Source organism: Vibrio pelagius (genome assembly GCF_024347575.1).
In the GTDB taxonomy this organism is placed as follows: Bacteria; Pseudomonadota; Gammaproteobacteria; order Enterobacterales; family Vibrionaceae; genus Vibrio; species Vibrio pelagius.
The window spans coordinates 1,424,165-1,444,577 of sequence record NZ_AP025503.1 but is presented as its reverse complement, the minus strand read 5'-3'; the positions used below and the strand labels follow the sequence as shown (position 1 = coordinate 1,444,577).

The 20,413-nt window shown below is 43.8% G+C and carries 17 protein-coding genes and 1 riboswitch; of the genes, 10 read left to right on the top strand and 7 right to left on the bottom strand.

Annotated elements, in window-relative coordinates; genetic code table 11:
- Nucleotides 1-17: 17 nt before the first annotated feature.
- The 4 genes from pgl to vsple_RS06310 form a co-directional block, all read right to left on the bottom strand.
- Nucleotides 18-734, bottom strand: a complete 717-nt coding sequence (gene pgl, locus vsple_RS06325) for a 6-phosphogluconolactonase (RefSeq protein WP_261883002.1) — start codon at nt 732-734, stop codon at nt 18-20.
- Nucleotides 731-2,233, bottom strand: coding sequence for a glucose-6-phosphate dehydrogenase (zwf, locus tag vsple_RS06320; RefSeq protein ID WP_261883136.1), 1,503 nt, complete (start codon nt 2,231-2,233; stop codon nt 731-733). Before zwf ends, pgl begins: the two co-directional genes overlap by 4 nt.
- A 491-nt stretch (nt 2,234-2,724) precedes the next feature.
- Nucleotides 2,725-3,420, bottom strand: a complete 696-nt coding sequence (locus vsple_RS06315) for a response regulator (RefSeq protein ID WP_261883001.1) — start codon at nt 3,418-3,420, stop codon at nt 2,725-2,727.
- Nucleotides 3,421-5,085: an ATP-binding protein gene (locus vsple_RS06310; RefSeq protein WP_261883000.1), complete on the bottom strand. Its 1,665-nt coding sequence runs from the start codon at nt 5,083-5,085 to the stop codon at nt 3,421-3,423.
- Nucleotides 5,086-5,679: 594 nt separating this feature from the next.
- On the opposite strand from vsple_RS06310, the gene vsple_RS06305 reads away from it, so the two are divergent.
- From vsple_RS06305 to vsple_RS06280, 6 genes are all read left to right on the top strand, one after another.
- Nucleotides 5,680-5,907 (top strand): hypothetical protein, encoded by a 228-nt coding sequence (locus vsple_RS06305; protein WP_032549176.1) that lies wholly within the window; start codon nt 5,680-5,682, stop codon nt 5,905-5,907.
- A gap of 188 nt (nt 5,908-6,095) precedes the next feature.
- Entirely contained in the window at nt 6,096-7,520 is a 1,425-nt protein-coding gene (locus tag vsple_RS06300) for a TolC family protein (RefSeq protein WP_261882999.1), read from the top strand.
- 3 nt (nt 7,521-7,523) lie between these two features.
- Nucleotides 7,524-8,498: an HlyD family secretion protein gene (locus vsple_RS06295; RefSeq protein ID WP_261882998.1), complete on the top strand. Its 975-nt coding sequence runs from the start codon at nt 7,524-7,526 to the stop codon at nt 8,496-8,498.
- 8 nt (nt 8,499-8,506) lie between these two features.
- Nucleotides 8,507-9,694, top strand: coding sequence for an ABC transporter permease (locus vsple_RS06290; RefSeq protein ID WP_261882997.1), 1,188 nt, complete (start codon nt 8,507-8,509; stop codon nt 9,692-9,694).
- An 8-nt stretch (nt 9,695-9,702) separates the two neighbouring features.
- A complete protein-coding gene (locus vsple_RS06285) occupies nt 9,703-10,860 on the top strand; it encodes an ABC transporter permease (protein WP_261883135.1) in 1,158 nt (385 codons plus the stop codon).
- 630 nt (nt 10,861-11,490) lie between these two features.
- Entirely contained in the window at nt 11,491-13,032 is a 1,542-nt protein-coding gene (locus vsple_RS06280; RefSeq protein ID WP_255230844.1) for an alanine/glycine:cation symporter family protein, read from the top strand.
- 101 nt (nt 13,033-13,133) lie between these two features.
- Here vsple_RS06280 and vsple_RS06275 read toward each other — a convergent pair whose 3' ends face one another.
- Nucleotides 13,134-13,868, bottom strand: coding sequence for a chromosome partitioning protein ParA (locus vsple_RS06275; RefSeq protein WP_261882996.1), 735 nt, complete (start codon nt 13,866-13,868; stop codon nt 13,134-13,136).
- 107 nt (nt 13,869-13,975) lie between these two features.
- Nucleotides 13,976-14,134: a hypothetical protein gene (locus tag vsple_RS06270; protein ID WP_032549183.1), complete on the bottom strand. Its 159-nt coding sequence runs from the start codon at nt 14,132-14,134 to the stop codon at nt 13,976-13,978.
- Nucleotides 14,135-14,436: 302 nt separating this feature from the next.
- A riboswitch (glycine riboswitch) is annotated at nt 14,437-14,571 on the top strand.
- Nucleotides 14,572-14,690: 119 nt separating this feature from the next.
- Here vsple_RS06270 and vsple_RS06265 point away from each other — a divergent pair.
- Nucleotides 14,691-16,073, top strand: coding sequence for an alanine/glycine:cation symporter family protein (locus tag vsple_RS06265; RefSeq protein WP_261882995.1), 1,383 nt, complete (start codon nt 14,691-14,693; stop codon nt 16,071-16,073).
- An 82-nt stretch (nt 16,074-16,155) separates the two neighbouring features.
- Here the strand turns inward: vsple_RS06265 and vsple_RS06260 are convergent, their stop codons facing one another.
- On the bottom strand, nt 16,156-16,800 hold the full coding sequence (locus vsple_RS06260; protein WP_261882994.1) for a LysE family translocator: 645 nt from the start codon (nt 16,798-16,800) through the stop codon (nt 16,156-16,158).
- 277 nt (nt 16,801-17,077) lie between these two features.
- Between vsple_RS06260 and vsple_RS06255 the strand changes: the two genes are divergently transcribed.
- The 3 genes from vsple_RS06255 to vsple_RS06245 all read left to right on the top strand — a co-directional run bounded on the left by vsple_RS06255 (nt 17,078) and on the right by vsple_RS06245 (nt 20,084).
- Entirely contained in the window at nt 17,078-18,550 is a 1,473-nt protein-coding gene (locus vsple_RS06255) for a carboxypeptidase M32 (RefSeq protein WP_261882993.1), read from the top strand.
- A 74-nt stretch (nt 18,551-18,624) separates the two neighbouring features.
- On the top strand, nt 18,625-19,500 hold the full coding sequence (locus vsple_RS06250; protein WP_261882992.1) for a DMT family transporter: 876 nt from the start codon (nt 18,625-18,627) through the stop codon (nt 19,498-19,500).
- A 101-nt stretch (nt 19,501-19,601) separates the two neighbouring features.
- Entirely contained in the window at nt 19,602-20,084 is a 483-nt protein-coding gene (locus tag vsple_RS06245) for a peptide-methionine (S)-S-oxide reductase (RefSeq protein WP_255230850.1), read from the top strand.
- Nucleotides 20,085-20,413: the final 329 nt, after the last annotated feature.

The window sequence follows — 20,413 nt, the reverse complement described above, 5'->3', positions numbered from 1 at the left end:
CTTGCGGCTATTCGCGATTATGCGATAGCACTTGCTGCATTTGAATCTAGGAACCACTCTGTTTCGCCAGTTTTAGACTGGATTTTCGCTGCCGGGTAAGGCAGTTCTGAAGCAGGAGTTGTATGAATTTCTTTAACGATATCAACTTTACCAGCACCCAGTACTAGATAGCTGATTCGTTTTGACGCTTCTAAAACCTTAGCTGTTTTAGAAACACGGATTTGACCAGACTCAGGGTGAGAAGCCAGTACAGACAGGTTCTCGTCTTGGTAGTTTGTTGCACCCGGGAATAGTGAAGCCGTGTGGCCATCTGCGCCAACACCTAGCAGAATCCAATCGAAAACAGGTGTGCCGTTTTCACAAGGAATCACATCAGCCATCTCTTTAGCAAAGCGTTCTGCTTCTGCTTTCGGCTCATCTTCACCACGGATGCGATGGATGTTCTCAGCAGGAAGGTTTACTTGAGAGAATAGAAGTGTGTTTGCTTCACCGTAGTTGCTTTCGGCATCATCTGGTGCCACGCAACGCTCGTCGCCCCACCAGAAATGAAGGTTTTTCCATTGGATACCTTCTGCGTATGGCGCCTGTGCCAACAGTTTGAATAGCATTTTTGGCGTGCTGCCACCTGAAAGTGAAATATGAACAGGTGTGCCCTGCTCGCTGTACGCTTTCATTTCGTTTGCTAGGTTTTCAACAACTAGCTCTGGCGTTTCAAAGATCTTATGGTTGATCATAATTCGCAATAATCCGTGTCTGTTAGGTTTTTACAAGGGAAACGCCACGCGCGGCCGTCTCTTTCAAGAAGCTCGTCGGCTTCTTGTGGACCCCAAGTACCACAAGCATAACCAAATAGAGCTTGAGGATCTTGTTTGAAATCTAAGATAGGTTGAACGTACTTCCAACACGCTTCTACCGCATCAGTACGTGCAAACAGAGTCGCGTCGCCATTCAGAGCATCAAGAAGTAGACGCTCGTAAGCCGTTAGCATTTGAGTCTCAGGCAAGTCAGAGTAAGAGAAGTTCATTTTCACTTCTTTTGCTTTAAAGCCTGCGCCTGGTTCTTTCAAACCAAAGCTCATTTGGATGCCTTCGTCCGGCTGAATACGGATAATCAGCTTGTTCTCTGGTGCATCTTGACCAAATACTGGGTGTGGCGTGTTCTTAAAGTGAATCACGATTTCCGTCACACGCGTTGGTAGTCGCTTACCTGTACGCACGTAGAAAGGAACCCCATTCCAACGCCAGTTATTGATGTGAGCTTTAAGACCAATGTATGTCTCAGTACGAGAATCATCCGCAACCCCCGGCTCTTCACGGTAACCAACTAGGTGCTGACCACGTACATCAGACGCCGTATATTGACCAAGTACCAAGTCTTTACGTAGATCTTCCTCTTCAAGAGGTTTTAGACACTGCAACACTTTAACCACTTCGTCACGAATCGAATCTGCATTGATTTGTGCAGGCGGTTCCATACCAACCATTGCTAATACTTGTAGCAGATGGTTTTGGAACATATCGCGCACAGCACCAGAACCATCGTAGTATCCGCCACGCTCTTCAACACCAAGGAACTCAGCACCTGTGATTTCAACGTAATCAATAAAGTTACGGTTCCACAGTGGTTCAAACATTGCGTTGGAGAAACGAAGTACGAGAAGGTTTTGTACCGTCTCTTTACCTAGGTAATGGTCGATACGGTAGATCTGGTGTTCTTGGAAGTGATGATGGATTTCTTCATCTAGCGCTTGAGCAGAAGCTAAATCATAACCAAATGGTTTTTCGATGATTAGACGACGCCAGCCGTTAGACTCATCGTTCAGACCATGTGCCGCTAAGTTCGCTGGAATCACACCATATAGACTTGGTGGTGTTGCCAAGTAGAATAGAGTATTGTGATTTTCGAATTGATAATCTTGTTCTAGCTTGTCTAGGCGCTGTGCTAGACGAGCATAATCTTCTGTGTCAGAGGTATTAATCGCTTGGTAGTGCAAGTGGTTAATGAACGCGTCTAGCGTTTCTGGCTCAGTTTCTTCCATTTCCTGAAGGGATTTCTTCAGCTTTTCACGGTAAGACTCATCGCTGTACTCAGTACGGCTCACTCCAAGAATCGCAAAGGATTCCGGCAGTTGATTGCTAGCATACAAGTGGTATAAAGCGGGGATCAGCTTACGATACGTGAGATCGCCCGACGCACCAAAAATAACGATGCTGCTGTTTTCAGGTATTACCATCATCTTTCCTATAAAAACAAGGTTTTCAGTATTCGCCAACGGTATCAGCGACATACAAAAATAGATAATAGGTCTTGGCTATTAGTTAAATAGCGAGCGCCTATCACACTAGAGAATGCGTTTGGTAAACGAGGGTGATATAGATCACCTCAATTCGGGTCAGTATTGTCTATGACTATTTGATTTACATCAACCACTGTGAGGGCAATCGATTAAATATTGACTCATTTAATACAAATAATTTGCCATTACTTAGAACAAAAATGATTAAACGACAACGGAACTGCATTCCAAATCATTGTAGTGAAAAATAAATGGGATCTGGTCGGTGGAGTAGCACGAAAAACCAGTTTAATTCTGTTTAGTAGTGAAATATTAAACTGGTTTTATAATTTGTAATGTTCTGAATCAGTGCCCGAGTTCATTCGCGAACGCCAAGCTGGGAAAGGAGGCCAACAAAGTAAGTCGATTCAAGCAACATTCTCAAGAGATTACCGAGTCGCTTTATTGTAACAACGTTCTGGTCGACCCACTGAACCATAGTTAAGGTCAGCGTTCAGTTCGCCAGTCGTGATCAAGTATTCAAGGTATCGACGAGCAGTAGTACGACTCGCGCCAATACGCTCCCCTGCCTCATCTGCTGTCAGATCTTTCGTTTCGGCACTTTCAAATAGAGCTCGGATTTTATCAAGCGTCACGCCATCAATACCTTTCGGCAGCGTTGCTAATGGCTTAGAGTCGGCTTGATTGGCCGCTTGCAACATCTTATCAACTAAGCCTTGGTTGAGATCCGATACACTCTCGAGTTCTTGTTGTTGCGAACGATATTTTTTAAGTGATGCCTCTAGACGTGGAAACATCACAGGCTTAAGCAAATAGTCAACAACGCCACCACGCATTGCCTGCTGAAGCGTATCAACATCGCGTGCCGCCGTGATTAAGATGACATCACAGCCTTGGTTGTTGCCTCTCACATGATTCAAAATATCCAAACCACAGCCGTCTGGTAAGTAAACATCAAGCAGTACAAGGTCAGGCTTTAGTATATCTAACTGCATGATCGCTTCCGTTTGTGAGGTAGCAATCCCAACCACATCGAACCCGCCAATCTGCTCTAAATAGCGATGGTGCAACTCTGCAATCGCAATATCATCTTCAATGACCATGACTTTAGTGACGGCATTCATTTAACGCTCTTCCTTAAACGATATTTGTTCTTCTTTTGGTAGGTAAACGGTCATCCGTGTACCAAAATCTCTGTTTTCAACCATATCGAGTTGGCCTTGATATCGATCGGCAATTTGCTTAACCAAATACAAACCCACACCTCGGTTCTGCTTAGCTTTACTCGAAACCCCTTTGCGCGTGAGATCTTCAATTGCCAGTCCCTCTGGTAAACCGCACCCTTTGTCATCAACTTCAAGAATCACTTCATTCCCATAATCACTGACTGAAACTTCGATAATACGTCTCGCAGGCGGGAATGATTCCGTTTGGCTAATTGCCATTCGAGTCGCATCAAAGGCGTTGTCAATCAGATTCCCCAAGATAGTCACGACATCATCTGCGTTTAACCATTTTGGTAGAGTCTCTAATCGAGAACCCTCTTCTACCACCAGCTCTAATCCAATCTCGCGAGCACGTTCTGTTTTACCTAATAGCATACCTGCCACAAGAGGCTCTTTGACGGTCTCTCTCAAAAACTCGATAAGGCTCTGATAGTGTGCTGTTTCTTGGCCAATTAAATGTTGCACCGCTTCTAGCTCACCCATTTGCAACATGCCGCTAATAGTGTTGAGCTTATTACGATGTTCGTGAGTTTGAGAGCGTAGCAGGTCAGCATACTCTTTGGTTTGCGATAGCTGCTCGGTGAGATCATTAATCTCATCCCTTAATCTAAAACTCGACACCGCACCAACCACCTCACCCGCCACCACGATTGGGCTACGGTTTGCGATAATGCGCTTATTGTTTAGATAAAGCTCAATGTCGTGATCCGTTTGACCACTCGATAGTAATTGCTCAAGATCACTGCTTGGCACAACTTGAGAAAACGGTTTGTTAAGTGACGATTCTCTATCAATAGAGAGAATATCGCAGGCACTCTTGTTGATTGAACGAAGAACGCCGTGGTGGTCAATACTCAAAATACCCTCTTTCACTGTGCTCATAGTGACATCAAGTTCGACATACAGACGACCGATCTCTTCAGGTTCAAAACCGAGAATTGCTCTCTGGAAACGTCTCGATACATAACTAGAAATCAAGGCATTAACAGCGACAACCAACAATGCCATGATGATCAAGAACGCCAGATACGGTTCGATTCTATCTTGCAAAGAATCAAGCAGATAACCAACGGAGACTACGCCAATAATCTCGCCATTTGAGTCTTTAACCGCAGATTTACCACGAACCGAAAGTCCTAAAGAACCTTTGGCAGTAGACACATAGGACTCACCGAAAACCAGTGCTTTTTGGTTATCCCCGCCTCGCATCGGCTTACCTAACCTTTCATCAACGGGGTGAACAAGGCGAATCCCCTGCTGGTCGCCAATCACAATGAATGCTGCACCAATCAAATGGGTTAAGTTACGGAAACGTTGTTGATGTTCAGAATTTATCTGAGACGAGAGATCGGGATGGCTTGTATGACGTTGAATCAGGTCGATAACACGTGGCGATTCAGAAAGGAATTCTGCCACACCCAAGGCTTTAAGCCCCATCTCTTCTTCTTGGGAGTGTTTGATGTAAGCAAAACCAGCCGCGCTAAGAATCAACAACTCGACTAACCCTGTCACTGTCATAATAATCAGCAATCTTTTCCTAAAGCTGATACTGCTCCACTTCATCGACACCTACTCCCTATGCGATCCAACAATGTTAACATCAAGTTAATTCTGAAAGACTTCAAAGGTTCAGATTTGTGACTAAAGCGCGTGTTATTAACAGAAATTTTCATCTAAAACCGATTAACTTCTGATTTAGACAAACCTAAAAATCATTTTTTAGAAATTCTGGACTCTTGCAGTCCGTTTCCTGATTAATTGTTGACCTAGATCACTCCGATTTTAGCTGTTTTTTAGGTTGGTTATAAAAAATACAATTATACTAGTTGCACATGACCAGGGTGGTCATAAAGCAACCAACTAAGAGACACCGTTTCTCTTGAGAGCAGACACTACGAAACAGATAACAAACTGGTAACAATTGGCGATTATCGTATGTGTCACGCGAGCACGTAGCGAATGTGTTCAACTACGTAAATGTGGGAAATCATCTTGTGATGTAGAGAAGCTTTCCACCGAAATCACAATAACAAAAGAGGCAGTCTTTAGTTCTCAGACACTCCAATAACAAATGCTGATTGGCAAAAGTGACGCAGTCGATTTCAGAAACGGATTAAAAACATAACGTAACAACATTGTTGATAAGGAAAATAGGCAATGAAACGCGATTCTTTTGGAATTTGCCTCACTAAGGCTATGCTGTTCAAAAACTTACAATCGACATTTACACACGTCAGAGCTTATGAGAAAGATGCTACTTCACCTCTTGATCTAAAAGTGTTGTTGGCGTTCCCCCAAATGTCCGGAAGAGATTTGCTTCAAACAATGCAAGGTTCGCGTCACCTAGTTTGGCGTGCAGACCACCACTGCCCAGGCTTTGATTAGAACACTCTTCATTTTAAAACAATCACTTCTATACTTAAGAGCACGTTCTAGCGTGCTCTTTCTATTTCTAATGAAACACCGCATCTAGACTGAAGTCATTTACCTCGTAGAAGGTAATTGATCAATCAGTTAAAGACAAATTCGGATCGGCCTGTTAACATTAGAGTCATTACTCTAATTTGGTAAGTATGAAGATGACATCACCAAAATTCAGACCAAAATTTTCACTGACCGCACTGCTAATCAGTTGTGTAAGTTCGGTCAGTTTTGCCGCGCCTCTCTCCTTTCCTGAAGCGTGGGTTCTGCTACAGCAAAACAATAACTCTCTAGCCGCCCAGCAAGCAAATGTCGAGCGCTATCAGCACCTTCAAAATGCGACGGGCAGCCTCAACTTGCCCTCTATCACTTTAGGCGCGAACTACACCCACCTCGATAGTGATGTGACGATCAATGGAGAGCAGTTTGGTAATAGTTTAAGTGGTGTGAATCCCATTCTTGCTCCTTTGTTAGGCCAACTCAGTGGCGTTACTTCAACCATTACAGAGCAAGACATCTTTAGTTCTTCCATTCGTGCCGTGTGGCCGATCTTCACAGGTGGTCGAATTACGGCTGCTCAGACGGCGGCTGAAGGTCAAAGTGAAGAAGCGCAAAGTCAGTTGTTGATGGAGAAACAAGCGCGTTACGAAGACCTTACCAAGTACTACTTCTCGGTAATCCTCGCGCAAGACGTAGTCCAAACCCGTTTAGCCGTTGAAGCGGGCTTAACTCAACACCGAGATTTCGCGATTAAGCTTGAAGAGCAAGGTCAGATCGCACGTGTAGAACGACTGCAAGCGGACGCCTCTCTTGATAAAGAAATCGTCGAAAGAACCAAAGCTCAAAATGATCTAAAAATAGCCCAGCTAGCGCTAACTCAGATTCTCGGTCTTTCAGAGAAAGTTGAGCCATCAGAATCCCTGTTCATCAACAATAATCTGCCAAACATGGATACCTTTGTTCACCAGACACTAACGACATACCCTGGTCTTCGCATTTTAGATGCAAAAGAGAAACAAGCGAGCAGCCTGATTAAAGCGGAGAAAGGCAAATATTACCCAGAAGTTTACCTATATGGCGACTACAGCCTGTATGAAGATGACTCGCTTGCAAGTGAAATGAAACCAGACTGGTTAGTGGGAATTGGTGTTAATGTGCCACTGGTCGATACTTCTGGCCGCTCTGATAAAGTAGCCGCTGCGCACAGTGCAGTTTCACAAGTTCAATACCTAAAGTCTCAAGCAAAACAAGATCTCACCGTATTAGTTCAAAAAACCTATCTTGAGGCTCAACAAGCCATAGAAGAAGTACAAGGCCTAAATTCAAGCTTATCTCTTGCACAAGAAAACCTATCGCTACGTAAAAAAGCCTTCAACCAAGGCCTCTCTACATCGTTAGAGGTGGTAGATGCTGAACTCTATTTAGCGAGCATTAAAACCCAACAATCGGTTGCTCGTTTCCAATATCTCGTCTCTCTCAACAAACTACTGGCGCTTAGCAGTGAGATGAATGCATTCCCAAGCTATTCAACATCTGCTGTTTACCCAAAGACTCACAACACCAATACAAAAGGATGATTCATGAAATCTGTTAAACCACTTATCGCTTCAATCATCGGTATTGGCATTATCGGATGGGTTGGGTACAGCTTCTATCAAGCTTATTTACCGCAACCTGTTAGGATTCAAGGTCAGATAGAAGCTCAGCAATACAGCATCTCTTCCAAAGTGCCAGGGCGTATAGACCAAGTATTTGTTCGTAAAGGAGATATCGTTGAAAAAGGTCAGTTGATCTTCTCATTATTGAGCCCTGAGATCGATGCGAAGCTAGAGCAAGCCAAAGCCGGAGAGAAAGCTGCAGGCGCGCTTGCACAAGAAGCTGAGAAAGGCGCACGTGAGCAACAAATCCAAGCAGCGAAAGATCAGTGGCTAAAAGCAAAAGCTGCCGCTGACTTAATGGAGAAGACTTACCAACGAGTAAACAACCTTTACAAAGATGGTGTGGTCGCAGAACAGAAACGTGATGAAGCAGAAACTCAATGGCAAGCAGCAAAATACACAGAAAGTGCCGCTCTTCAAATGTATAAACTGGCTCAAGAAGGCGCTCGTGATGAAACCAAAGTCGCAGCGGCTCAAAAAGCGTTGATGGCTGCAGGCGCTGTTGCTGAAGTTGAAGCTTACGCCAAAGATACACAAATCCACAGCTGGTTTAATGGTGAAGTTGCTCAAGTGCTATTGAGCAGTGGTGAGTTGGCACCTCAAGGCTTCCCTGTTGTCACAGTGATCGACACGCAAGACGCTTGGGCTGTACTCAATGTTCGAGAAGACCACCTCAAGCACTTTGAAAAAGGCACTCAATTCGACGCTTACTTGCCTGCACTTGATAAGACAGTGACATTCGAAGTTATCCATATTGCTGTCATGGGTGATTTTGCAACTTGGCGCTCAACGGATGCCGCACAAGGCTTTGACCTAAGAACATTTGAAATTGAAGCTCGCCCTATCGATAACAAAGATACGTTACGCATGGGTATGAGTTTAGTCGTTGAGCTGTAGGGGCAATTATGTCTTACTCTTCTCAACACAGCGATGTTGACACCACTGGCAACGAATTTTCTCGCCAGTGGCAAATCGTGCGCAAAGACAAATGGTTGCTATCGAGTCTCACCTGGATTCCACTGATTCTGACGGCGAGTATCTGGTTGATATTCTCTCAGGGTATTGCTCGCGATTTGCCAGTTGCTGTGGTGAACTTAAACCATAGTCAACTTTCACAACAGTTTGTCCGTTTCATTGATGCATCTCCGACCTTGGCGGTCACGCAAAAATACACGGATATTAACCAAGCTAAACAAGCCATGATCAAACGTGATATCTATGGCTACGTGATCATTCCTAAACATTTTGAGCGCGATATCTACCTTGGGATGAACCCTAAAGTGTCTGGGTTTTACAACAGTCAATTTATTCTGATTGGAAAACTGGTCAATTCCGCTCTGTTACAAGTACAAGGAACGTTTAATGCTCAAGTGGAAGTCGCCAAGCAGTTATCTCACGGCGACAAAACGATTAAATCAGCACTTGGCCAAGCCGTGACAGTTCAAAGCCAAATTACTCCCCTATTTAATAAAAACACCAGCTATTCACAGTTCTTAGTGTCGGCAATCATCCCAGCTCTGTGGCAAATTATGATTGTCGTTGGGACCATATTGGTTTTAGCAGCCAATTGTCGTGAAAGAGCGTTTAAACAGTGGCTCGGCAAATCACCGGTCAAAGCGCTTGCCTCTGCACTGCTGCCTTACACTCTGCTGTTCTTCGTGTTTGGTATTGGCTTTATGACTTGGTTTTACCTGTTTTTAGATTGGCCTTATCACGGGAGTTTCATAGCTCTGATGTTCGCACAACTGATCACCGTAATTTGTTGCATGATCATGGGTAGTGCCTTCTTCTTTTTGACACTTGATCCCGCGAGAGCCATGAGCTTTGCAGGTGCTTTTACCGCACCAAGCTTTGCATTTATGGGCATTACCTTTCCAGTAACAGACATGAATACAGCCGCACAAGCATGGCGTAGCCTATTGCCAATCAGTCACTATATTGAAGTTCAAACCGCATTGTCGAGTTATGGTATCAATGTCGCGCAAACCATAATGCAGCTGCTGCCAATGCTCGGCTACGTGATACCAGCTATCATAACACTGCTTCTGATTCGCAAGCATTTGAACGCACAACCTGTGAATGGAGCCGCATAATGAAACCAATCAGTTTCATCGAACTCATTAAACACGAGATCTTATCTGTCGTTCGAAACCCTGTCGTTTTATTAACCGTCTTTGGTGGGGTGATTTTATACTCTTTTCTCTATCCTCTGCCTTACGCGCAGCAAACCCCTGAGCAATTAAAAGCATCAGTGGTCAATTTGGATCGAAGCCAGAGCAGTTATCAACTCGAGCGTATGGTCGATGCGACACCTCAAATTGACATCACTCGTCGTGATTTTAGTCTTGCAGACGCCAAGCAAGCGCTACTGAATCAGGAAATCGGCGGCTTTTTGGTGATTCCAGAGAACTTCTACAAAGATCTGCTGCTAGGTAAAAGCCCAACACTATCGTATGCGGGCGATGCTTCATTCTTTCTCGTGTACGGTACTATCATCGAGGGCTTGGCTAAAGCAGGTGGCACACTCGCCGCTCAGGTTAAAGTCAGTCACCTACTCGTTGAAGGCGTGCCGTTAGAGAGTGCTGCCAATGGATATAATGCATTCAGTCTTAACCTTAAACCAACGTTTAACAGTCGTATGGGCTACATCGATTACGTTGTACCAGCTGTGTTTGTTTTAATACTTCAGCAAACCCTCGCTATGGCATCTGGCTTGATCGGAGCAACCCAAAATAGCCAAGCAACTCAAGGATATTGGTCTCGGGTATCAGGTTTAAAACTGATTGTCGCTCGCTGCTGTGTACTCGTGAGCATCTATTACCTACTCGCCATGTATTACTTCGGGGCGAGCTTCGAATTCTACGGTATTAACTCACTGGCAACTCATGGTCAATTGCTTACACTGCTGCTCCCATTCTTAGTCGGTAGCTGCTTAGTTGGTATCTTGATTGGTGAATTTGTGCCAAGAAGAGAGTGGGTCACTGTCGTTGTTTTGATCAGTTCGATGCCTTTGATTTTCTCCTCAGGTTTTATATGGCCTGTAGAGATGATGCCAACTTGGTTGGTAGGACTGTCGCAACTGTTTCCTAGTACCCCAGCAATACAAGGCTTTCTTGGGATAAATCAGATGGGTGCTACTTGGCAAGATATAGCGCCACAATGGACGCTCCTTTGGGGACAAATCGTGCTTTGGTCTTCGTTGTTAGCAATTAAGTTGTTTCACAAATCTCAGAGACGAACCTCAGGGTATAGCGAATAACGACCAGCGATAGGCTTTGTGATTTATAAAAATAACGCACACTAACGATTACTTTTCGAATGGCCCTTTATGATAAAGGGCTTTTTATTGGTTAAATATAAAGTAACACAAATATAAAAGTTATCACTGTGTTTCAGAAAAAATATAAGATTCAACTTACTCATACTTCCCCACCACTACTACCAGATTTTTGCCGCGCCAAGAGCCCAACATAAAGCTCAAAACACTCTCTTTATCAACATGCCCAATACAAATTCATCCGTTTTGGTCAACATGCAAACTGATGTACATACTAAAAGACCAAGAGTCGCATTTTTAAAACAATGACTTACTAAAAACGATGACTAACCCCAAACAAATGTAAATTAATTGTAAAAATTTCTTTGATGACATTATTTTTATGTATAGGATTATCAACAAGGTCAGTTATAAAAAATAGAGCGACCTTATTCACGCAGAGACGCTATATCCATATAAAACTTGTTCAGTAATTATATTTATTTGAAGTATTGAGTTGGCTACAAGCCGTTTGTCGCCAACCAAGTAAATAGGTAACTTATTGAAAATAAAAGTTAATAGAAAGCAAGCTCAACAGCAGTAAACAAAATTTAGTAGAAGACAGGGAAAACCATGAAAAACATAAAAGCATTATTTTTAGGGTTTATATTATTATTCAGTTCCACAGCATTTGCAGAAGAAGGGTCATTTAATCAAACAATCAGTAATTTAAGCCAAAGTATTGATGGTTTTTTCAACGAATATACTGGTTGGTTCGTTGGATTAATATTCAAAAGTGTGCCTGTTGGCGAAGCTAACTTTCCAATCATAGTGGGTTGGCTATTGCTTGCAGCACTCATTTTTACGGTTTATTTTGGCTTCGTTCAATTTAAGCGCGTGGGCATGGCCATCGATATTATTCGAGGCAAATACACAGATCCTAATACCAAAGAAGACGGCGAGGTTTCTCACTTTCAAGCGTTAGCTACTGCCCTTTCCGGAACCGTCGGTCTTGGTAACATTGCAGGTGTGGGTGCTGCTCTAGCAATTGGTGGTCCAGGTGCAACATTCTGGATGATCTTGTGTGGCCTTCTTGGTATGGCATCAAAGTTCTGTGAGTGTACTTTAGGTGTTAAATACCGCACCATCTTACCTTCAGGTGTCGTATCTGGTGGTCCAATGTACTACCTAAGCCAAGGTCTAAGCGAACGTGGCATGGGCGGACTAGGTAAAGCGCTGGCTATCGGCTTCGCTCTAATGTGTATTCTGGGTTCTCTGGGTGGCGGTAACATGTTCCAAGCCAACCAAGCTCACGCAATGCTAACTTACGCATTCGACATCCCAAGTGAATACGGCATCATTACAGGATTTGTTCTAGCAGGTTTGGTTTTCTCTGTAATTGTTGGTGGTATGCCTTCGATTGCTTCTGTAACTGAGCGTGTTGTGCCTTGGATGGCAGCGCTATACATCGGTATGGCTCTTATTGTTATCGGTTCTAACCTTGATCAAGTAGGCCCAGCTTTCAACGCTATCTTTACAGGTGCATTTACTGGTGAAGGTGTTGTAGGTGGCTTCATTGGTGCCCTAATCCAAGGTTTGAAACGTGCGACATTCTCGAACGAAGCTGGTGTAGGTTCTGCTGCGATTGCTCACTCTGCGGTTAAGACTAAAGAGCCAATCACAGAAGGTCTTGTTTCACTACTAGAACCGTTCGTTGATACCGTTGTAATCTGTACAATGACAGCACTTGTTATCACTATCGCTGGTCTAAACACAGGCCCATTCGATGGTTCAGGTCTAACAGGTGTAACACTAACAGCCGCTTCGTTTACTGAAACAGCCGGCTTCTTCAAATACACTCTTGCTCTTGCTGTTATCATGTTTGCTTTCTCGACTATGATCTCTTGGTCTTACTACGGTCTAAAAGCGTGGACTTACCTGTTCGGTGAAGGCAAAACAACTGAGCTTGTGTTCAAAGTGATGTTCTGTGTGTTCGTTGTGATTGGTGCGACAATTCAGTTTGGTGCGGTAATCGACTTCTCAGATGCGGCTATCTTCGCGATGTCTATCTTTAACATCCTTGGTCTTTACTTCCTAATGCCTGTGGTGAAAAAAGAACTTCACTCATTCGTAGCTCGAGTAAAGTCTGGCGAGATCAAAACATACGGAAAATAGAAGCTTGTTTTAACACCAAGTTCCTATTGAGAAAATAATAAAAAGTCCATATCAAACAATGACATGGACTTTTTTAATAGAATTTAGAAAAGATCAGAAGACTACAAACCAATCTCTTCAGTCAGGTCTTTAATTTGCTGAAGGTCCATTTTATGAACTTCGATCATCTGTCTGATATCGCTCAAGCGAGAATTAGCAGCATCAAGCTTGTCGCAAGAGTCTGATTTCGCGTCCCAAGATGTCCCCTCAAGGAACGTATCACACTGCTTCTTAAGCGGCTTTAAATTTGGCTCTAGCCTATCACGTTCCGCCTCTAACGCTTCAAGAGCCTGTGTGATTTGAAGCTCTTTGCGGAACAGTTCACGTGAGCGCTCAAACATGGTCGATTGCATGTCTGCTTGGCGGTTAAGTTTTTGATTTTTTTGTTCTGACTGCTCTAGTGCTATTTTCTGATCGTTCAGTTGTTGCTCTAAAGAGTAATTAGCCTTTTCAAGAACAGCGGTCTGTTTTTTTATCTCGTCCAGCTCTTTCTGGTGCGCCTCTGCTTGTTTTTGCAGAGCCGCTTCAATTTGATTGCCAATTTCGGAGTCGACTTTAGCTACCTTAGCTTCTACTTGTGTGACCAACTGCTGCTTACTGTTGTTCAGCTCTTGATAGCGAGACTCTAAAACTTGATAAGTTGACTCCCATTTCGATGCTGTAACCGAAGAACCAATCAGACCTCCAAGGGCTAAACCCATAACGGCGGCAATACCAATGTATAGCTGACTGCGTTTGTCACGCTCTTCAATGACAACCACTTCGTCTTGTTCATTTTGCCCAGATTGTTGGCTCACAGGGTTACTCCAATTCATTAAAGGTTACAATGTCACTGGGAAGTTATCAGTAACGAGTACTACTCTTGGTCCAGCGTACTTCCTATCAAAAAAGTCGCTACTCAGCTTCAGCGCGTCAGTTCAGAAAACATTAAGCTTGCGGTATACAACAAAAAGCCACCTACGATGACAATCACTACGCTTTTCTGCACTTTTTCGTTGGTCCGATAACGAAACAGCACAAACGCCAACGCCAATAAAAAAACAATTGCGATTAGTCGAGTCATAACTCCTCCTTGTTTCTCTATTTTATACCATTTAAATAAGCAAGTTACGTCAGAGTCACGTTGTTTGATCATTTAGTTGAACAAGATTTGTGCAAACAGATGTTTTACTACTGACATCACACTTTTTCTGATCTAGGATACGCGTACAGATTACCTATTCATGTGGGTAATTGTTCCGATGAAGACTGCAGGAGAGTGGTTTTTAACTAAATATTAACATTTAGTTAGGTTGACCCGCCGAAGAAGTAAATCTTTCAGGTGCTTTATGCTGATAAAAAATCAGCAAAGTGAGGACTGTCGTTGGAGGAACCTCTGGAGAGAGCCGTACTACGATTTTTGTAGCAAGCGGCCGCCGAAGGAGCAAGCTTAGAGACTAAAACTTCTCAGTAAGTTTTTCGCTAAGTGAAACTCTCAGGCAAAAGGACAGAGGAGTGGAAAGCAACAACCTTAATTCAGAACACTAACTACAGTAATAATGTATTAAGTGGTGCGATCTCATTGATCAGCACTGCCCTTTCACTCTTCTCCTTAAATTTTTATTTATTAAGGGGAACCTATGAACTATCTACAAGAAACATTACAAACCATCAACCAACTTGTTTGGGGACCACCGCTGCTTGCTTTGCTCGTTGGTACAGGTATCTACTTTACTTTTCGCTTGGGCTTACTCCAGTTTAGACACCTACCAACCGCTCTGAAAATGGTGTTCACCAAAGACAAATCTGGTCATGGTGATGTTTCTAGCTTTGCTGCTTTATGTACTGCCCTTTCCGCAACTATCGGTACTGGTAACATCGTTGGTGTTGCTACTGCGATTAAACTTGGTGGACCGGGTGCGCTTTTTTGGATGTGGCTCGCTGCTCTGTTCGGTATGGCGACTAAGTATGCAGAGTGCCTTCTTGCCGTTAAATATCGCAAAGTCGATAGTAAAGGTGAGATGGTCGGCGGACCAATGTACTACCTGCAATACGGTGTTGGTTCTCGTATCTTAGCGGTTCTATTCGCTGTATTTGCACTTGGCGTAGCCTGTTTTGGTATCGGTACTTTCCCGCAAGTGAACGCGATTCTAGACGCAACTGAAATCTCTTTTGGGGCTTCTCGTGAGCTCTCTGCGATCGTATTAACCCTACTTGTTGCTGTTGTAACACTAGGCGGTATCCAGTCAATCGCGAAAGTAGCCGGTAAAGTCGTTCCAACGATGGCTGTTATGTACATTGTCGCCTGTTTGAGTGTCCTGATATCGAACGCAGGCCAACTATTAGATGCTATTAGTTTGGTGATCACTTCGGCGTTTACTAATACGGCAGCAACCGGTGGTTTCCTAGGGGCAAGTATCATGCTAGCCATTCAATCGGGTATTGCTCGTGGTGTATTCTCGAACGAATCTGGCCTAGGTAGTGCACCTATGGCAGCTGCAGCAGCTAAGACTGATTCATGTGTTAAGCAAGGTCTTATCTCTATGACGGGTACCTTCTTCGACACCATCATCATCTGTACTATGACAGGTTTGGCACTTATCTTAACCGGTGCATGGCAAACGGATCTTTCAGGTGCAGCGATGACGACGCACGCTTTTGCTATTGGTCTTAACGCCGACACAATTGGTCCAATGCTGGTGTCTGTTGGTCTTATCTTCTTTGCTTTCACGACCATTTTAGGTTGGAACTATTACGGCGAGCGCTGCGTTGTTTTCCTGTTTGGCACTAAAGCAGTTCTACCGTACAAGGTTATCTTCATTGCATTAGTTGCCTCAGGAGCCTTCTTAAAGCTTGACGTGATTTGGCTACTGGCAGACATCGTCAATGGTTTGATGGCGATACCGAACTTAATCGGTTTGATATTGTTACGCCAAGTCGTGATTGAAGAAACCAAACAGTTCTTTAACCAAATGACGATGAAAAGCGACCCAAGCAGAACAGATAAACCATCGATGGTTTAAGCGATCAGATTGATAATCTCAAACATACAAAAAAAGCCGAAGTAGAACACTTCGGCTTCATTTTGTCTTTAGAATTCAGTAATTAAGCTGTTGGCGTTGGCGGCTCTTCCAGAATCAATTTGATGCCTAATGAGATCAGTACTGCCCCTGTGACGCCTTCCATCCAACCGATCACTTTAGGACTCTTGAAGAGTTGTTTGGCTGAGCCTACTGCACCAGCGATGCCACACTGCCACACCATAGCGATCATAAAGTGGATTCCAGCCATCAGCATAGATTGCATAAATGGTGAACCTTGAGGATCTATAAACTGCGGTAAGAATGCTAGATAAAAGACCGCTGTTTTTGGGTTCAACACATTAGAAAGAAAACCTTCTCTAAGAGAGCGCGATACACTCAATTGATCGTGTTTCGCATCCGACACCTCAAAACCTGCATTACCTTTGACTACACCATAAAGACTAGAAGCTCCCAACCAAATTAGGTACGCAGCACCAATTAGCTTTACCGTTTGGAATAGTTCCGCTGATTGCAGAAGAATCGCGGAAATACCGATCGCAGAGAAAGTCGCATGTACAAACAAACCTAAACAAACGCCAAAACTTGTTACCGCACCATCTCTCACTCCAGAACGGGTGGTGTTGCGAATCACCACAGCTGTGTCCAGCCCAGGGGTCAAAGTCAAAATGGTGATCGCCACAACAAAGGCTTCAAAGTTCAGTATCATAACCGCATCCTTGCAAAATAAACGCTTAGTTTGCCTACTGATATCTAAAATGAACAACACAGAGGCAAGCACAATTAATATGCTGCAGATTAACTCAATTCATCCTCGTTTGTTAAGCTTTGTATTACTCCCACCGACTTCTTTTATAGACCACTAAGCTTGATTCTTATTCTATGGTTTACAAATTATTTACAACCGAGGTCGCTTTGTAGAACAAACCTATTGGTCGCTATGCCATTGGTTGCTAAACTCATTCTTTTATTCTCAGGGAATTATGATGAGCGCATTCAAAAAACTGGTTGAACATTCTCAAAAATGTTCACGCTTCCAACATTTATCTGCAATTTGTGGCTGGGACGCCGCATCTATGATGCCTGCAGGTGGTAATCAAGCTCGTAGTGAAGCAATGGCAGAGTTGTCCGTTCATATTCACGGTCTTATGACGCAACCTCAACTGGCTGATTGGATCGCGGATGCTGAGAATGAAAACTTAAATACAGAACAAAAATCGTCGCTGCGTGAGATTAAAAGACAATGGCAACAAGCAAACCTTCTTCCTGAAAAGCTAGTGCAAGCAAAGTCTTTAGCTGGTTCGAAGTGTGAACATGCTTGGCGAACACAACGTGGTGAAAACGACTGGGTTGGTTTCGAAAAGAACTGGCGTGAAGTTGTCGAGCTTTCTCGTGAAGAAGCACAAATCAGAGCCGATGCTGCAGGCTTAACACCTTATGATGCAATGCTGGATATCTACGAACCAGGAACGAGTTCAGCCTCACTTGATGCTCTTTTCAGCGATGTAAAAACTTGGCTTCCTAGTTTGATCGATCAAGTTATCGAAAAGCAATCGACCGAACAGCTGATTGCTCCTGCAGGTCACTACCCAACAGACAAGCAAAAAGCACTTGGCCTTGAAGTCATGAAACTACTCAAGTTCGACTTTGAACATGGCCGACTGGATGAAAGTGTTCACCCATTCTGTGGTGGTGTACCTTCAGATGTCCGTATTACCACACGTTACGATGAGTCAGAGTTTGTACAATCGCTAATGGGCATTGTTCATGAAACTGGCCACGCACGCTACGAACAAGGTTTACCAAAAGCACTAGCGGGCACACCAGCAGGCGAAGCTCGCTCAATGGGTATTCATGAGTCTCAATCTCTGTTCTTCGAAATGCAAATTGGCCGCAGCGACGCTTTCATTGCACATTTGGCTCATATGGCAGGTAACCACTTCAACGGTCCAGAATTCGAACAAGAGAACTTCAAGAAGATCTACACCCGCGTTAAGAAAGACTTTATCCGTGTTGATGCCGACGAACTCACCTACCCAGCGCACGTTATCCTGCGCTATGAGATTGAACGCGACCTGATCAACGGCAACATCAAGCATACCGACGTACCTGAGCTATGGAATCAAAAGATGCAAGATTACCTAGGGCTTAGCACTCGAGGGAATTTCACTAACGGTTGTATGCAAGACATTCACTGGACTGACGGCGCATTTGGCTATTTCCCAAGTTACACATTAGGTGCAATGTATGCAGCGCAGTTTATTACAGCGATGAAGCAAACGGTCGATGTTGACCAAGTAATTCAATCTGGTGATCTTACGCCGATCTTTAGCTGGTTGGAGAACAACATCTGGAGCAAAGGAAGCCTACTCACAACGGATGAGTTAGTGAAAGGCGCGACAGGTGAAACGCTGAACGCCAAGTTCTTCCAAGAGCACTTGAAAGCTCGCTACCTATAAGACTGTATTCAAAACAGTACCAAGCAGCGTGAATCCCACGCTGCTCCTTTTCCCTTTCCCAAGGAACGATAACCATGGAATGGATCCTGTTCACTGTGCTTGCGGCTTCGAGCCAAGCATGGAGAAATGCTTTTCAAAGCCGCTTAAGTCAAACCTTGAACGTTTCAGGCGTAACACTTGCGCGTTTTCTTTGGGCAAGCCCACTCGCCCTACTCTATTTGGTCTGCCTGTACCAATACCAAGATGCTCCAATGCCAACGTTTACTGGGCACTCTTACTTCTTTTTGGCTGGCGCTTCTATTATGCAGATCGTCGCCACAGGTTTAATGGTGGTGTTGTTTAAGCAACGTAACTTTGCGATTGGTGCTGGACTGGCGAAGAGCGAAGCCCCCGTTTCAGCAATATTGGGGATACTATTTTTTGGCACTTCATTAACACTACTCGGTTGGATTGGCGTCGCTTTTGGTATGGTCGCGGTATTTCTGCTTAGTTGTGCCAATGGTGTTCGCAGTGTCTCTCTAAAAACCGCTTCAATCGGTCTAGCTTGTAGTACCGCTTTTGCTCTGACATCGCTATGGGTCCGTGAGGCGAGCTTGAGCCTTAACTTGCCATTTCCACACAGTGCAGCGTGGGTTTTATTCATTGTCATTCTGACGCAAACCCTACTGCTATTAACGTATTTGCTTTTAAAAGACCACGACACATTAAGACTCATGTTCACCAAGCCGAAATTGGTGATCATGACCAGTATTGCGAGCTTTGTGGGTTCACTTGGCTGGTTTAGCGCAATGTCGCTGCAGGCAGTGCCTTATGTAAAAACACTCGGGCAAATAGAAGTGTTTTTCACCATGTTGATTTCGATATTCTGGCTTAAAGAGCCGGTTAAGCACAAAGATATGCTTGCCCTATTCTTTATCGCGATTGCCGCTATTTTGGTGATGTGGCAATAGTTAATTCATGCTACCAAGTGAGGTCTCCCTCACCTGCTGACTGGATTCAACAACTATGACCCATTAACATGGTCCTGGTTTAGTTATATGAGCAAAGTGTAATGGAAAAAATCTACCTGGCTGGTGGCTGCCTATGGGGAGTCCAAGAGTTTATTAAATACGTACCCGGAGTTATTGATACCAAGGCTGGGCGTGCTAATGGTACAAATACGACAACTCAAGGCGATTACGATGGTTACGCCGAATGTGTAGAAGTGACTTTCGATCCGACAAAGGTCGCTTTAGAAACGCTAATACATCACCTTTTCGAGATTATCGATCCATACAGTGTGAACAAGCAGGGAAATGACATTGGCGAGAAGTATCGAACTGGTATTTATAGTGAACAGCCGAACCATGTTGAGCAAGCCAAGCAAATCATTACAGCTCGAGACGATGCCGATCGAATTGCTCTAGAGGTTTTGCCTTTGACAAACTTTGTTCCAAGTGACGATATCCACCAGCACCATTTGTCACTTCATCCAGAGAATCACCACTTGTGTCATATCCCTTGGGATCTACTGCATAAATACAAAGCGAAATAACACTGCATTTTTTATCTTCGTGGTCATAACGTCAGTTAGGTTAACGCACCTTGTTATGACCACTTACGACAGTGACATTCATTTTTAGGGCGATTTCAACCTCGACAAAATTCTCAAATTGAGAATCCATAACCGATACTACCCTCCAATATTGACGATAAGAACTACAGAAAACACCAAAAAATCACCACTCTAGATACCTGATTTACTTAAATTTAAACTGATTGCATACCTTTTCGTACTTGGCTTTACCTTGATCCCACAGATTCAATCACCAATACTTTTCCTAATTTGATTGTCAATTTGACGTATCGCTTTTTGCTGTAATT

What these genes read in the sequence shown, in the direction of transcription:
- pgl (WP_261883002.1), bottom strand. Translation starts at nt 734, where the DNA reads ATGATCAACCATAAGATCTTTGAAACGCCAGAGCTAGTTGTTGAAAAC.
- zwf (WP_261883136.1), bottom strand. Translation starts at nt 2,233, where the DNA reads ATGGTAATACCTGAAAACAGCAGCATCGTTATTTTTGGTGCGTCGGGC.
- vsple_RS06315 (WP_261883001.1), bottom strand. Translation starts at nt 3,420, where the DNA reads ATGAATGCCGTCACTAAAGTCATGGTCATTGAAGATGATATTGCGATT.
- vsple_RS06310 (WP_261883000.1), bottom strand. Translation starts at nt 5,085, where the DNA reads ATGAAGTGGAGCAGTATCAGCTTTAGGAAAAGATTGCTGATTATTATG.
- vsple_RS06305 (WP_032549176.1), top strand. Translation starts at nt 5,680, where the DNA reads ATGAAACGCGATTCTTTTGGAATTTGCCTCACTAAGGCTATGCTGTTC.
- vsple_RS06300 (WP_261882999.1), top strand. Translation starts at nt 6,096, where the DNA reads ATGAAGATGACATCACCAAAATTCAGACCAAAATTTTCACTGACCGCA.
- vsple_RS06295 (WP_261882998.1), top strand. Translation starts at nt 7,524, where the DNA reads ATGAAATCTGTTAAACCACTTATCGCTTCAATCATCGGTATTGGCATT.
- vsple_RS06290 (WP_261882997.1), top strand. Translation starts at nt 8,507, where the DNA reads ATGTCTTACTCTTCTCAACACAGCGATGTTGACACCACTGGCAACGAA.
- vsple_RS06280 (WP_255230844.1), top strand. Translation starts at nt 11,491, where the DNA reads ATGAAAAACATAAAAGCATTATTTTTAGGGTTTATATTATTATTCAGT.
- vsple_RS06270 (WP_032549183.1), bottom strand. Translation starts at nt 14,134, where the DNA reads ATGACTCGACTAATCGCAATTGTTTTTTTATTGGCGTTGGCGTTTGTG.
- vsple_RS06265 (WP_261882995.1), top strand. Translation starts at nt 14,691, where the DNA reads ATGAACTATCTACAAGAAACATTACAAACCATCAACCAACTTGTTTGG.
- vsple_RS06260 (WP_261882994.1), bottom strand. Translation starts at nt 16,800, where the DNA reads ATGATACTGAACTTTGAAGCCTTTGTTGTGGCGATCACCATTTTGACT.
- vsple_RS06255 (WP_261882993.1), top strand. Translation starts at nt 17,078, where the DNA reads ATGAGCGCATTCAAAAAACTGGTTGAACATTCTCAAAAATGTTCACGC.
- vsple_RS06250 (WP_261882992.1), top strand. Translation starts at nt 18,625, where the DNA reads ATGGAATGGATCCTGTTCACTGTGCTTGCGGCTTCGAGCCAAGCATGG.
- vsple_RS06245 (WP_255230850.1), top strand. Translation starts at nt 19,602, where the DNA reads ATGGAAAAAATCTACCTGGCTGGTGGCTGCCTATGGGGAGTCCAAGAG.